General features: G+C 64.6%; 16 protein-coding genes. 7 read left to right on the forward strand and 9 right to left on the reverse strand.

Annotated features, from left to right (window positions below):
• Positions 1 to 106 precede the first annotated feature (106 nt).
• The 3 genes from QZM67_RS30360 to QZM67_RS30370 all read left to right on the forward strand — a co-directional run bounded on the left by QZM67_RS30360 (position 107) and on the right by QZM67_RS30370 (position 3,085).
• On the forward strand, positions 107 to 1,138 hold the full coding sequence (locus QZM67_RS30360) for a CDP-6-deoxy-delta-3,4-glucoseen reductase (protein WP_301808961.1): 1,032 nt from the start codon (positions 107 to 109) through the stop codon (positions 1,136 to 1,138).
• A gap of 293 nt (positions 1,139 to 1,431) precedes the next feature.
• Positions 1,432 to 2,616 carry an acetylornithine transaminase gene (locus tag QZM67_RS30365; protein ID WP_301808963.1) on the forward strand — a complete coding sequence of 395 codons (1,185 nt, stop codon included), beginning with the start codon at positions 1,432 to 1,434 and terminating at the stop codon, positions 2,614 to 2,616.
• Between the two features lie 13 nt (positions 2,617 to 2,629).
• Positions 2,630 to 3,085, forward strand: a complete 456-nt coding sequence (locus QZM67_RS30370) for a GNAT family acetyltransferase (protein WP_043189939.1) — start codon at positions 2,630 to 2,632, stop codon at positions 3,083 to 3,085.
• A 24-nt stretch (positions 3,086 to 3,109) separates the two neighbouring features.
• On the opposite strand, the gene QZM67_RS30375 is transcribed toward QZM67_RS30370, so the two are convergent.
• From QZM67_RS30375 to QZM67_RS30410, 8 genes are all read right to left on the reverse strand, one after another.
• The gene (locus tag QZM67_RS30375) at positions 3,110 to 3,781 is read right to left on the reverse strand and encodes a DUF2278 family protein (protein WP_175024828.1); all 672 of its coding nucleotides are present in this window, start codon (positions 3,779 to 3,781) and stop codon (positions 3,110 to 3,112) included.
• Positions 3,782 to 4,054: 273 nt separating this feature from the next.
• On the reverse strand, positions 4,055 to 4,771 hold the full coding sequence (locus QZM67_RS30380; RefSeq protein WP_043189946.1) for an ABC transporter ATP-binding protein: 717 nt from the start codon (positions 4,769 to 4,771) through the stop codon (positions 4,055 to 4,057).
• Complete coding sequence (locus tag QZM67_RS30385; protein WP_043187587.1) at positions 4,771 to 5,547, reverse strand: ABC transporter ATP-binding protein; 777 nt, start codon at positions 5,545 to 5,547, stop codon at positions 4,771 to 4,773. Before QZM67_RS30385 ends, QZM67_RS30380 begins: the two co-directional genes overlap by 1 nt.
• Before the next feature lie 24 nt (positions 5,548 to 5,571).
• Positions 5,572 to 6,741, reverse strand: a complete 1,170-nt coding sequence (locus tag QZM67_RS30390; RefSeq protein ID WP_301808966.1) for an ABC transporter ATP-binding protein — start codon at positions 6,739 to 6,741, stop codon at positions 5,572 to 5,574.
• Between the two features lie 18 nt (positions 6,742 to 6,759).
• Positions 6,760 to 7,710, reverse strand: a complete 951-nt coding sequence (locus QZM67_RS30395) for a branched-chain amino acid ABC transporter permease (protein ID WP_006488946.1) — start codon at positions 7,708 to 7,710, stop codon at positions 6,760 to 6,762.
• A gap of 211 nt (positions 7,711 to 7,921) precedes the next feature.
• A complete protein-coding gene (locus tag QZM67_RS30400) occupies positions 7,922 to 8,665 on the reverse strand; it encodes an amino acid-binding protein (protein ID WP_175024830.1) in 744 nt (247 codons plus the stop codon).
• A 203-nt stretch (positions 8,666 to 8,868) separates the two neighbouring features.
• A complete protein-coding gene (ispH, locus tag QZM67_RS30405; RefSeq protein WP_011352949.1) occupies positions 8,869 to 9,849 on the reverse strand; it encodes a 4-hydroxy-3-methylbut-2-enyl diphosphate reductase in 981 nt (326 codons plus the stop codon).
• Between the two features lie 2 nt (positions 9,850 to 9,851).
• The gene (locus QZM67_RS30410; protein ID WP_027786673.1) at positions 9,852 to 10,307 is read right to left on the reverse strand and encodes a peptidylprolyl isomerase; all 456 of its coding nucleotides are present in this window, start codon (positions 10,305 to 10,307) and stop codon (positions 9,852 to 9,854) included.
• Between the two features lie 135 nt (positions 10,308 to 10,442).
• On the opposite strand from QZM67_RS30410, the gene radC reads away from it, so the two are divergent.
• The 4 genes from radC to nadB all read left to right on the forward strand — a co-directional run bounded on the left by radC (position 10,443) and on the right by nadB (position 13,631).
• Positions 10,443 to 11,228: a DNA repair protein RadC gene (gene radC / locus QZM67_RS30415; protein WP_301808968.1), complete on the forward strand. Its 786-nt coding sequence runs from the start codon at positions 10,443 to 10,445 to the stop codon at positions 11,226 to 11,228.
• Between the two features lie 237 nt (positions 11,229 to 11,465).
• On the forward strand, positions 11,466 to 11,699 hold the full coding sequence (rpmB, locus tag QZM67_RS30420) for a 50S ribosomal protein L28 (RefSeq protein WP_004186391.1): 234 nt from the start codon (positions 11,466 to 11,468) through the stop codon (positions 11,697 to 11,699).
• Positions 11,700 to 11,716: 17 nt separating this feature from the next.
• Positions 11,717 to 11,884 carry a 50S ribosomal protein L33 gene (rpmG, locus tag QZM67_RS30425; protein ID WP_006478046.1) on the forward strand — a complete coding sequence of 56 codons (168 nt, stop codon included), beginning with the start codon at positions 11,717 to 11,719 and terminating at the stop codon, positions 11,882 to 11,884.
• A 160-nt stretch (positions 11,885 to 12,044) separates the two neighbouring features.
• Positions 12,045 to 13,631, forward strand: coding sequence for an L-aspartate oxidase (nadB, locus tag QZM67_RS30430; RefSeq protein ID WP_301808970.1), 1,587 nt, complete (start codon positions 12,045 to 12,047; stop codon positions 13,629 to 13,631).
• A gap of 65 nt (positions 13,632 to 13,696) precedes the next feature.
• On the opposite strand, the gene QZM67_RS30435 is transcribed toward nadB, so the two are convergent.
• On the reverse strand, positions 13,697 to 13,899 hold a 203-nt coding region (locus tag QZM67_RS30435; RefSeq protein ID WP_301805786.1), incomplete at its 5' end, for an integrase core domain-containing protein.

Consider the following 13,899-nt stretch of genomic DNA (forward strand, 5'->3'; position numbering starts at 1 on the left):
TTGGTTGCGAAATCAGTAGCCACCGTTGCGCGACGCGCAACGGGCTTGCATTGTAGCTGCCGTGCGCGATATGCACGGTCCCCACATTTTGTTCTAGTTTGGTTCTATGGCATTCAACGTCACTCTCAAGCAAAGCGGCCGGCAATTCCAGGTCGAGTCGGATGAAACCGTGCTGGCGGCTGCGCTGCGCCAGAACGTCCATCTGCCGTACGGCTGCAAGAACGGCGCGTGCGGCTCCTGCAAGGGCCAGATCGTGTCGGGCCAGATCGAACAGGGCCCGCACGCCGCGTCGGCACTGTCCAACGACGAGCGCACGCGCGGTCTCGCGCTGCTGTGCTGCTCGAAGGCGCAGTGCGATCTCGAGATCGACGTGCGCGAAATCGCCGGCGTCGACGGCGTGCAGGTCAAGAAGCTGCCGTGCCGGATCGCCGCGCTCGAACGCAAGGCCGACGACGTGATGGTCGTGAAGCTGCAGTTGCCCGCCAACGAACGCCTGCAGTATCTCGCCGGCCAGTACGTCGAGTTCATCCTGAAGGACGGCTCGCGCCGCAGCTACTCGATGGCGAACGCACCGCACGAGGAAGGCCCGATCGAGCTGCACATCCGTCACATGCCGGGCGGCAAGTTCACCGACCACGTGTTCGGCGCAATGAAGGAGCGCGACATCCTGCGCTTCGAAGGCCCGCTCGGCACGTTCTTCCTGCGTGAAGATTCCGACAAGCCGATCGTGCTGCTCGCATCGGGCACGGGCTTCGCGCCGATCAAGGCGATCATCGAGCACGTGAAGCACACGGGCATCACGCGCCCGATGACGCTCTACTGGGGCGCGCGCCGCAAGAAGGACATCTATCTCGACGAGCTGGCCGAGCAGTGGGCACGCGAGATCCCGAACTTCAAGTACGTGCCGGTGCTCTCCGAGCCGGACGTCGGCGATCAGTGGACGGGCCGCACGGGCTTCGTCCATCGCGCGGTGATCGAGGACCTGCCCGATCTGTCGGCCCACCAGGTGTACGCGTGCGGCGCGCCGGTGATGGTCGAATCCGCGCAGCGCGACTTCACGCAGCACCACGCGCTGCCGGCCGACGAGTTCTATGCGGACTCGTTCACGAGCGCCGCCGATCTCGCGCATCCGGTCTAAGACCCGCGCACCCGCGTACGGCACTGCGCGCCGCGATGTCACATCCGTGGCATCGCGGCGGTTTACAGTGAGGCGCGGGATGCCTTATGCTTGCGCACATGAACTGCTTCCTGTCCGCCCTTCGACGTCGCCGCTCGCCGCTCCGCCCGGATGCCGCAGGCTCGTCACGGACTCGCGCGTAACCCCCGCACTGCTTCACCGGTTACGCACAAGCTGTTCGACCCACCAGCCACGGCCTTCCGTGGCTTTTTTATTGCCTGTTTCCCTTTCAACGTCCGCTGGAGTCTGCTGCCATGCCCCTGAACGATTATCCGATCGACTCGCTGATGTACATCACGAACCGCCCCGACATCGTGTTTACGCACGGCAAGGGTTCGTGGCTCTACGATCACACCGGCAAGCGCTATCTGGACTTCATCCAGGGCTGGGCCGTCAACAGCCTCGGCCACTGCAACGACGGCATTGTCGAAGCACTCAAGACGCAGGCGGAAAAGCTGCTGAACCCGTCGCCCGCGTTCTACAACGAACCGATGGCGAAGCTCGCGGGCCTGCTCACGCAGCACAGCGTGTTCGACAAGGTGTTCTTCACGAACAGCGGCGCGGAAGCGAACGAAGGCGCGATCAAGCTCGCACGCAAGTGGGGCCGCAAGTTCAAGAACGGCGCGTACGAGATCATCACGTTCGACCACAGCTTCCACGGCCGCACGCTCGCGACGATGTCGGCCAGCGGCAAGCCGGGCTGGGACACGATCTACGCGCCGCAGGTGCCGGGCTTCCCGAAGGCCGAACTGAACGACATCAACTCGGTCGAGAAGCTGATCACCGACAAGACCGTCGCGGTGATGCTTGAGCCGATCCAGGGCGAAGGCGGCGTGATTCCGGCGACGCGTGAATTCATGCAGGCGCTGCGCGCGCTGACGAAGCAGCACAACCTGCTGCTGATCGTCGACGAAGTGCAAAGCGGCTGCGGCCGTGCAGGCACGCTGTTCGCGTACGAACTGTCCGGCATCGAGCCGGATGTCATGACGCTCGCGAAAGGCATCGGCGGCGGCGCTCCGCTCGGCGCGCTGCTGTCGAAGGCCGAGTTTGCGGTGTTCGAGGCCGGCGACCAGGGCGGCACGTACAACGGCAACCCGCTGATGACGGCGGTCGGCTACTCGGTGATCTCGCAGCTCGTCGCGCCGGGCTTCCTCGAAGGCGTGCGTGAGCGCAGCGAATACCTGAAGCGCAAGCTGCTCGAGCTGTCGGAAGAGCGCGGCTTCGAAGGCGAACGCGGCGAAGGCCTGCTGCGCGCGCTGCTGCTCGGCAAGGACATCGGCCCGCAGATCGTCGAGAAGGCGCGCGACATGCAGCCCGACGGCCTGCTGTTGAACGCCGCGCGGCCGAACCTGCTGCGCTTCATGCCCGCACTAAACGTGACGACCGACGAAATCGACCAGATGTTGGCGATGCTGCGGTCGATTCTCGACACGCTCTAAGGAGACCGCCGCGATGGATGCCGCCGCCGATGCTGTCGCAATCCGCCCGTTCGAACGCGCCGACACCGATGCCGTGCTCGCGGTATGGCGCGACGCGTTCCCGCAGTACGAAGACGCGGACGCGCCGCCGCACCGCGATCCGCTGCGATCGATCGCGCTGAAGCTCGCGACGCAGCCGGAACTGTTCTTCGTCGCGACCTGCGGCGCGCGCGTGGTCGGCACGCTGATGGCAGGTTTCGACGGACATCGCGGCTGGCTCTACTCGTTCGGCGTATCGAACGACGCGCGGCGGCTCGGCATCGGCCGCGCACTGATCGCGCATGCGGAACGCGCGCTCGCCGCGCGCGGCTGCCTGAAGATCAACCTGCAGGTGCTGCCCGGCAACGACGACGCGTGCCGCTTCTATGCGGCACTCGGCTATCGCGTCGAGGAACGCATCTCGTTCGGCAAGACGCTGCCGGCCGCATGAAGCCAAGGCCGGCAGCCAGCCCGCTCAGCGCGTGATCGGCCCCGCGCCCGGCAGCGGATTGCCGAGCGCGTCGGTCGGCACGGCCTGCTGCTCGAACGCGGCGAAATACGCGGCCCACTGCGTGTCGCTCACGCGCACGATCAGCGCACCGTCCTGCCAGATGTCGTTGTGGTCGTTGTGGTCGTCGCCCGCACGGTGCAGGTAGTTCGAGCCGGTCGAACCCTGGTTCATGTGCGTGTCGTGAATACCGTTGCCTTCCGAATACGAGCGGCCGAACACGACGACGTCGAGCCCCTGCGACTGCGCTGCGTTCACGAGCCGCAGCAGCGACGGAATCGGCTCCTGATTCTCGGTACCGTCCATCACGGCGCTCGGGCGCCACGCCCCCGTTTCGTTCAGGATGTCGCTGCGCATGTAGTCGAGCGCGGGCAACGCGGCCTGCCCCGTCAGGTCCGTATAGCCTTCGGCCGCGGCTGCGAGCGTCTGCGTGATCGGGTGGTGGAAATCGTAGACGAGCTTGTAGTTCAGCAGGTCGTCCGCGTCGCTGGTGCCGACGTTGATCGCGACGTCCCAGTTGCCGCCCGGCAACGCGAGCGTCAGGTGGATGTGATACTGGATCTCGCTGCCGTGCGGCGAGCCCTTCAGCTTCGCCACCGATGTCACCTTCGCCTTTACGAAACCGTAGTCCAGACTCATGCGTGCTCTCCGTGTCCCGATGGGCCGTCGATGCTACCCGGCCCGTGTGTCGGTTTGCGGGCGATCGGCTGCCGGCGGCCACCCCATCGCTCCCGCGCCGCGGGTGCGGCGCAACAGTCGAATGGAGTCGCGTCCGCCCGCACAAGTTCGACCCGAATCGCGTGACACGAAAAAAAAAGCTGTCACGGCATTCCGTGACAGCCTTTCGAAAGCCCGTGTGAGACGCGCCCGGCATCTGCCGTCACGCGCCACCGGGCCCGCTCATTCACTCACTCATTCACCCAGGTACGCGGCACGCACCTTCGGATCGTCGAGCATCTGCTTCGCGTCGCCTTCCATCGTGACCGTGCCCGAATCCATCACATAGCCGCGGTCGGCTGCCTGCAGCGCGAGGCGCGCGTTCTGCTCGACCAGCAGCACCGTGATGCCCTCCTTCGAGATTTCGCGCACCACTTCGAAGATCTTCTCGACCATGATCGGCGACAGGCCCATCGACGGCTCGTCGAGCAGCAGCAGCTTCGGCTTCGACAGGATCGCGCGCGACATCGCCAGCATCTGCTGCTCGCCGCCCGACAGCGTGCCCGCGAGCTGCGTTGCACGCTCCTTCAGGCGCGGGAAGAAGCCGAACATCCGGTCGACGTCCTTCTTGATCTGCTCGGTGTCGTTGCGCAGGTATGCGCCCATCTGCATGTTCTCGACGATCGACATCCGCGCGAAGATCCCGCGGCCTTCCGGCACCATCGCGAGGCCGCGCTTGAGCAACTCGTGCGTCGGAATGCCCTTGATCGACTTGCCGTCGTACTCGATGTCGCCCGCCGAATACGCCTTGAGACCCGTGATCGCCTTCATCGTCGTGGTCTTGCCGGCACCGTTCGCGCCGATCAGCGTCACGAGCTCGCCCTGACGGACTTCCATGTCAACGCCCTTGACGGCCTGGATGCCGCCGTAGTTGACCTGCAAGCCCTTGATTTTCAACATTGCCGCTGCCATCAGTGCACCCCTGCGCCGAGATATGCCTCAATCACCTTCGGATTCTTCTGCACGTCCTGCGGCAGACCCTCGGCGATCACCTTGCCGTAATCGAGCACCGTCATCCGGTTGCACAGCCCCATCACGAGCTTCACGTCGTGCTCGATCAGGAGAATCGTGCGGCCGTCCGAGCGGATCTTGTCGAGCAGGCGCGTGAGTTCGACCTTCTCGGTCGCGTTCATCCCGGCCGCCGGCTCGTCGAGCGCGAGCAGCTTCGGGTCGGTGGCCAGTGCGCGCGCGATCTCGAGACGGCGCTGGTGGCCGTACGACAGGTTGCGCGACGTGTAGTCCGCGTACTGCAGCACACCGACGTATTCGAGCAGCTCGATCGCGCGTTCCTTGATCTCGCGCTCTTCCTGGCGTTCGGCCGGCGTCTGGAACACCGCGCCCAGCAGCCCGTGCTTGGTGCGCACGTGGCGGCCCACCATCACGTTCTCGAGGGCCGTCATCCCGCCGAACAGGCGGATGTTCTGGAACGTACGTGCGATGCCCGTCTTCGCGACCTGATGCACCGCGGTCGGCTTGTATTCCGTGCCGTCGAGCTTGAACTCGCCGGAGTCCGGCGTGTAAAGGCCCGTGATCACGTTGAAGAACGTCGTCTTGCCGGCGCCGTTCGGGCCGATCAGCCCGTAGATCTCGCCTTCCTTGATCTGGAGGCCGACGTCGGACAGTGCCTGCAGGCCACCGAAGCGCTTGTTCACGCCTTTGACGGACAGTCGGATTTGCTTGTCGCTCATGTGTGTATCCCCAGTGTCCGTAGGTTAAGCGCGCACCGGCTTCTTGCTGGCGCGCTTCGCCAGTTTCGCGATTTTGTCCTCATGCTTCGGCGCGGGCCACAGGCCTTCCGAGCGATACAGCATGATGACCACCATCGCGAGGCCGTACAGCGCCTGGCGGATCACTTCCGTATCGACGATGTCATGACCGAACAGCGCGTGCTGCAGCGGGCTCATCGTCGAGCGCAGGAATTCCGGGAAGATCGCGAGCAGCACCGCGCCCAGGATCACGCCCGGGATGTGGCCCATGCCGCCGAGCACCACGCAGGCGAGCACGACGATCGATTCCCAGAACGTGAACGATTCCGGCGACACGAAGCCCTGGAACGAACCAAACATCGCACCCGACAGGCCGCCGAACGAAGCGCCCATCGCGAATGCGAGCAGCTTCACGTTGCGGGTGTTGATGCCCATCGCCTTCGCCGCGATTTCGTCTTCGCGGATCGCCGCCCAGGCGCGGCCGATACGCGAGTGCTGCAGGCGCGTACACACCCAGATCACCAGCAGCGAGCAGAGCACGAACAGGTAGTAATACATGTAGACGGACGGCAGCTGGATCCCGAACAGCGAGTGCGTCTGCGCGAGGCTGAAGTCGCCGATGTGCACCGGATCGATGCCCGTGATCCCCTTCGGGCCGTTGGTGATGTTCACCGGACGGTCGAGGTTGTTCATGAAGATCCGGACAATTTCACCGAAGCCGAGCGTCACGATCGCCAAGTAGTCGCCGCGCAGGCGCAGCGTCGGCGCGCCGAGCAGGATCCCGAAGGTCGCCGCGAGCGCCATCGCGATCGGCACGATGATGAAGAACGGCAGGTGCAAACCGTTCGGTGCGAGCGCCGCGATCCACTCGAACTGCGAGGTCAGGTGCGGCGAGCTCAGCAAGGCTGCCGTGTACGCGCCCACCGCGTAGAACGCGATATAGCCCAGGTCGAGCAGGCCGGCAAAGCCGACCACCACGTTCAGACCCAGCGCGAGCATCACGTACAGCATCGCGAAGTCGAGCACGCGGACCCAGTAGTTGCCGCCGGCCGAGCCGATGATGATCGGCGCGGCGATCACGAAGACCGCGGTCAGGATGCCGATGATGACGGTCTTGGCGGTGTTGCGCTCTTCGACGAGCGACGTCGAGGATTCGATCGGTTGAATGGATGTCATGTTGTTTGCTCCCTTCCGTTACGCGCGATCCGCGACACGTTCGCCCAGCAGGCCGGACGGACGGAACACCAGTACGATGATCAGCACGATGAAGGCGAACACGTCCTGGTAGTTACTGCCGAATACGCCACCCGTGAGGTTGCCGATGTAACCGGCCCCGAGCTGCTCGATCAGGCCGAGCAGCACGCCGCCGACCATCGCGCCGCCGAGGTTGCCGATCCCGCCCAGCACCGCGGCCGTGAATGCCTTCATGCCGGGGATGAAGCCCATGTAGAAGTGCACGTTGCCGTACTCGGACGCGATCATCACGCCGGCCAGCGCGGCGAGCGCGGAGCCGATCATGAACGTCGCGGAGATCACGAAGTTCGGGTTCACGCCCATCAGGCTCGCGGTGTTCGGGCTTTCGGCGATCGCGCGCATCGCGCGGCCGAGCTTGGTCTTGTGCACGAGCAGCAGCAGGCCACCCATCACGATGAACGCCACCGCGATGATCACGATTTCAGTGACCGAGATCACGGCGCCGGGCGTCGTGTCGGTCGCCTTGATCACGTTGATCGGATCGGTCGGCAGCAATTGCGGGAACGGCAGCGGGTTGCGCGACCAGATGATCATCGCGGCGGTCTGCAGCAGGATCGACACGCCGATCGCGGTGATCAGCGGGGCGAGGCGCGGTGCGCGACGCAGCGGCCGGTATGCGACCCGTTCGATCGTGAAGCCGACGAACGCACAGACGACTGCGGCGATACCCAGGCCGATCGTCAGCGTCGCAACGTTGCCGAGTCCGGGGAAGTGGTTCTGCAGCACGGTGATGGCCGACAGGGCGACCATCGCGCCGATCATCAGCACGTCGCCATGCGCGAAGTTGATGATGCCGAGAATGCCGTACACCATCGTGTAGCCCAACGCGATGATGGCGTAGACACTGCCGAGCACCAGCCCGTTGAGAACCTGCTGGACGAAAATATCCATTTGAAGCTCCTTGGCCCGTGCTGCCGGAGGACGTTGCGCCCCGCGGGTAAGCGAGGAATCGCGCCTTCTCGGCGACACTGCGGGTACTAGTCGATACCGGTAAGGGTGGATCGTCCCGGCGCGCGCCGCCCGGCCTGTACGGCCGGACCTGCCGCCGGAGCGGATACAAAAACGGCACCGCACTGTTCCGGTGCCGTCATGAGTCCCGTCGCTAAATCGTCACGACATCGAGGACGGTGTTCGTGGCCTCCTTGAAGTCGTAGGGCAGCATGCCGAGACGGCCATCGTCCGGTTGCCCGGCATCCGTGCCTTTTTCCGTCCGGTGCGAGGCAAGCCCCGCACCCGGGCAGATCGGATTCCGTGCCGCGCCGCCTCGCAAGGCACCGCGAACGCCGTGCCCGACATTCGTCAGGACTGCGTCGGAATCCATCGTACGAACCAGACCGCGCGTCGCGACATCATTGCTCGCGGCAACGCGCTGTTTCGTCGAATCGAATTGAAAGGGGACCGGCGACATCGGCACGCTGCCCGCATTGCCGGGCACCATGGCCGGCCTGCGTCGATCGGCGCGCACGGTCGCTGTTACGCCACGACCGGCGGCTTGCGGTGTTGCAACCTGCGTGCCCGCTGCCTGGCCGTTCGCCAGGCCAAGCGCGTTGATTTCCTCGATCGCCAAACGTGCCCCGTTTTCCTTGTCCTTGCCCAATTGCGCGCTGCGGCACGCGAACGATGCCGCACGACCGGTTCCGGCGACGCGCACGCCGCAGGCCGGCGGTGCCGCGAACACCGCAGCCTCCCTGCCCGCCCCGTCGTCGCTCTTTTTGCTGCAGCCGGCAAGCATTGCAACCGGTGCGGCGACGGACACGGCGTAAGCCAACTTCACGTGCATTGAATGGTCTCCCGCGCCTTGCCAAAACCCGATTTCAAAGCCATTCAGGCCTGAAAACGGGCGCATTGTAACTCCATTTATAGGACGCCAATAATCCTGATTCGATGGGGTTTTCCTGCATTGCAACCAAATTTGAGAGACGCTTGGAAGCGTGAAGAGCAACCTAGTTGCACCATTAATCCGAATAATGGTTGCGATTGGAATTTCGACAGGCAAAAAAAAGCGCGCCGGGAGGCGCGCTTCGGTGTTCCGCAGATGCGATGCGGCAATCAGGCGGCGGGCGGCAGGTTCAACCCGCGCGGCAGCGGAAACGACACGTTTTCCTCGATGCCGTCGAGCGCGCGAACGTTGCGCACGCCGAGTTCGCGCAGCCGCGCGATCACGGCCTGGGCGAGCACTTCGGGCGCCGACGCGCCGGCCGTCACGCCGATGCGGCGCTTGCCTGCGACCCATGCCGGATCGATCTGGTCGGGCGCATCCACCATGTATGCGTCCACACCGCGCTTCTCGGCCACTTCGCGCAGACGGCTCGAATTCGAGCTGTTCGGGCTGCCGACGACGATCACGACATCGCACTGCGGCGCCATGAACTTCACCGCATCCTGGCGGTTCTGCGTCGCGTAGCAGATGTCCTGCTTCTTCGGCTCGCGGATCTTCGGATACTTGGCCTTCAGCGCCCCGATGATCTCGGCTGCGTCGTCGACCGACAGCGTCGTCTGCGTGACGAGCGCGATGCGCTCGGGATCGGCGAGTTCGAGCTTCTGCACGTCCTCGACGCTTTCGACGAGATGCATGCCGCGCTCGACCTGCCCCATCGTGCCCTCGACTTCCGGATGCCCCTTGTGCCCGATCATGACGATGTCGACGCCGTCCTGGCGCATCTTCGCCACCTCGACGTGCACCTTCGTGACGAGCGGGCAGGTTGCGTCGTAAATGCGCAACCCGCGCACGTCCGCCTCGTCGCGCACGGCCTTCGATACACCGTGCGCGCTGAAGATCACGGTATTGCCGGCCGGCACTTCCTCGAGTTCCTCGACGAAGATCGCGCCTTTCTTCTTCAGATCCTCGACCACGTATTTGTTGTGGACGATCTCGTGACGAACGTAGATCGGCGCACCGTGCATCGCGATGGCGCGCTCGACGATCTCGATCGCGCGATCGACACCCGCGCAGAAACCGCGCGGCTGGGCCAGCAGGATTTCGGCATCGGCTGCGACGGTCTGCCCGGACAGCGTATCGGTGGTGCTCATGATTACAGGATTCCGATGATTTTCACTTCGAACGTGAGCGCTTGGCCCGCGAGCGGATGATTGAAGTCGAACAGTGCCGAGGTCTCGCTGACTTCCTTCAGCACCCCCGCATAGCGGCCGCCGTCCGGCGCGTTGAACTCGATCAGTTCGCCCGGCGTGAAATCGTCGCCGACCATCCCGTTCTCGCGCAGCGTCGACAGCGTGACGCGCTGGAGCATGTCGGGATTGCGGGGACCGAACCCCTGTTCGGGCGTTAGCTGAAAAGTCGAGTGGTCGCCGACCCTGAGCCCGATCAGAATCTGCTCAAGCGACGGCGCCAGTTGCCCCGCGCCGAGCAGCAGCGTGGCCGGCTTGTCGGTGAAGGTGTTGACGATGTCGGCGCCGTCGGCCAGTGCCAGCCGGTAATGCAACGTGACGTGGGAACCGGGCTTCACTTCGGATAGATCGATGAGGCTCATGAATTACTCGTTCAGTCGGCGCCCGCTACGGCCGAAAGGCCCGGCGCAAAGCCAATATTGTAAGTCACCTGAGCGCGCAAGGCGGAAAGTGCGACGACGTCGCGCACACTGCCCGCCGCCAATGGAGTTTCAAGCATGCTGTCACCCTGCCCGGCCCTGCCTTTGCCCCTGCTGCCCGTCGAATGCCGCGACACCGCCGATCTGCCCGCCGCACCACCCGGCCGCGCGCTGCCGATCCGCCGGCGCAAGCGCCGCCCGGGCAACTGGCGGCCCGAGCGGCCGCGCGAGCGACTGCTGGAGCGCGGGCCGGCCGCGCTGACCAACGACGAACTGATCGCACTGCTGCTCGGCACGGGCAAGCCCGGGCACGATGTATTCGCGACCGCCCGCGCACTGGTCGCGCAGTTCAAGACGTTGCGCGGGCTGCTCGAGGCAACCGCCGACGATTTCGAGGCGCACCCCGGCATCGGCCCTGCGCGCTCGGCCCGGCTGGTTGCGGTCATCGAGATCGCGCGGCGCGTGCTGAAGGAGAAAGCGCACGAGAAGAAGCAGATCGATTCGCCCGGCGCGGTCGAGGATTATCTGCGGCTGAAGATCGGCGCGCGTCCGCACGAAGTGTTCGCCGCGGTCTTCCTCGACGCGCGCAACGGTCTGATCGAAACGGAGGAAATCACGCGCGGCTCACTGACGCGCATGGCCGTCTACCCGCGCGAAATCGTGCGCCGCGCGATGGTGCACAACGCCGCGGCGCTGATCGTCGCGCACAACCATCCGTCGGGCGCGGTGCAGCCGAGCGCGGAAGATCGCCGCCTGACACGCGTGCTGCACGACGCGCTCGCGCTCGTCGACGTGAAGCTGCTCGATCACGTCGTCATCGGCACCAGCGATACTTTTTCGTTCGCAAGGGCCGGTTGGCTGTAGACTGTGCGGTTGCGGCCCGCCCCACGGCGCCGCAACGGCGATGCGAAATTAGGTTTGATTTTTCTGAACTTTTTCTGCTAGAATCGCCGTCTGTCTTTTTTCCAACCAGTTCTAGCCATCGAAGGGCCTTGTCTGTAAGGGCTTCGGCGTTCTGAGTGCAGCCATGGATCACGTGGCGGTGCGATGGAACCTTCATCGGCGATCGAACCCCGAATTTAGCGTATTAGGAGTGCTCTCATGGCACGCGTATGCCAAGTAACTGGGAAAGCGCCGATGAGCGGCAACAACGTTTCCCACGCCAACAACAAGACCAAGCGTCGTTTCCTGCCGAACCTGCAAAACCGCCGGTTCTGGGTAGAGAGCGAAAACCGCTGGGTGCGCCTGCGCGTCTCGAACGCCGGCCTGCGCCTGATCGACAAGAACGGCATCGATTCCGTGCTCGCTGACCTGCGCGCACGCGGCGAAGCCTAAGCCCAAGGAGCACAATCATGGCAAAAGGCGCACGCGACAAGATCAAGCTCGAGTCGACCGCTGGTACGGGTCACTTCTACACGACCACGAAGAACAAGCGCAACATGCCGGAAAAGATGGCGATCAAGAAGTTCGATCCCGTCGTCCGCAAGCACGTTGAGTACAAAGAAACCAAGATCAAGTAATCTCCGGTTTCTGCCAGCCTGACGGCGACCGAAAAGCCCCGCACCTGCGGGGCTTTTTGTTTTGCGCGCACGCTCTGGCGCGACGCGGTATGCTCTCCTCTTTCCGCGGCCACGGCCGCCGGAATGCACAAGATCAAAAGCGTAACGATGGAGATGCAGCATGAAATTCGACGTGGCGATCGTCGGCAGCGGCCTGGCAGGGCTGTCGGTCGCACTCAATCTGGCCAGCACGCGACGTGTCGCGCTGATCGCGAAGCGGTCGATGATGGAGGGCGCGAGCGATAACGCGCAAGGCGGCATCGCGGCTGTCCTCGATTCGGCCGACAGCATCGAGAACCACGTCGACGACACGCTGGTCGCCGGCGGCGGCCTGTGCGACGAAGGCGCGACGCGCTATATCGTCGAGCACGGCCGCGAAGCGATCGAATGGCTGATCTCGCAGGGCGTGCCGTTCACGAAGGACGATGCAGCCGAACTCGGTTTCCACCTGACGCGCGAAGGCGGCCACAGTCACCGCCGCATTATCCACGCGGCCGACGCGACCGGCCATGCCGTGCTCGCGACATTGTCCGACCGCGCGCGCCAGCATCCGAACATCACCTTCTTCGAAAACCACCACGCGATCGACCTGATCACGTCGGACCGGCTCGGCCTGCCCGGCCGCCGCTGTCATGGCCTGTATGCGCTCGACGTCGACAACGACCGCACGATCACGATCGAAGCGCCGCATACGGTGCTCGCAACGGGTGGCGCCGGCAAGGTCTACCTGTACACGACAAACCCCGACACCGCGACCGGCGACGGCATCGCGATGGCATGGCGTGCGGGTTGCCGCGTGTCGAACATGGAATTCATCCAGTTCCACCCGACCTGCCTGTTCCATCCGTATGCGAAGTCGTTCCTGATTTCGGAGGCCGTGCGCGGCGAAGGCGGCCTGTTGAAGCTGCCCGACGGCACACGCTTCATGCCCGCACACGATCCGCGCGCCGAGCTTGCGCCGCGCGACATCGTCGCGCGCGCGATCGACTTCGAGATCAAGAAGCGCGGCATCGATTGCGTGTATCTCGACATCAGCCACCAGCCGGAAGCGTTCCTGCGCGAACACTTCCCGACAATCCACGCGCGCTGCCTCGAATTCGGCATCGACATCGCAAAAGAGCCGATTCCCGTCGTGCCGGCCGCGCACTACACGTGCGGCGGCGTCGTCACCGACCTCGCCGGGCGCACCGATCTCACCGGCCTGTATGCGGTCGGCGAAACGTCGTACACGGGGCTCCACGGCGCGAACCGGCTCGCGAGCAACTCACTGCTCGAATGTCTCGTGATCGGCCGCGCGGCGGCCGAGGCGATCGAGGCGGCCGGCTTCGACGCCGAAACGCCGGCCACGCTGCCCGCGTGGGACGAAAGCCGCGTATCGGATGCGGACGAGGAAGTCGTCGTGGCACACAACTGGGACGAGCTGCGCCGCCTGATGTGGAACTACGTCGGCATCGTGCGCACCGACAAGCGCCTCGAACGCGCGAAGCACCGGTTGTCGCTGCTGCGCGACGAGATCCAGGAGTACTACGCGAACTTCCGCGTGACGCGCGACCTGCTCGAACTGCGCAACCTCGTCGACGTGGCGACCTTGATCGTGAAGAGCGCGCACTCGCGCCGCGAAAGCCGCGGGCTGCACTACAGCCGCGACTGGCCGAACACGCTGCCGAAGGCACTGCCGAGCGTGCTTACGCCGCGCGTGCGTCGCTGAGCGGCCCTCCCCGGCTGCAGCCGGAGCGCTGTCAAGTCCTGGAATAGGTTGACAGTATCCAGACGCTAGAACGCCCGATGCACCGCATCGGGCGTTTTGTATTTCAGGGCGGCATGTGGCCGCTCGTGGTTGTAGATGCGTACCGACTGTTCGACCATCTTGGCAGCCTGTTCAAGGTCAGCGGGACGCTGCAGCAGGAACTCCCCCTTGAGGATGCCGTTGACCCGCTCAGCCAGCGCGTTCTGATAGCAGTCGTAGCCGTCGGTCA

This window comes from Burkholderia sp. AU45251 (assembly GCF_030482905.1).
GTDB lineage: Bacteria > Pseudomonadota > Gammaproteobacteria > Burkholderiales > Burkholderiaceae > Burkholderia > Burkholderia aenigmatica.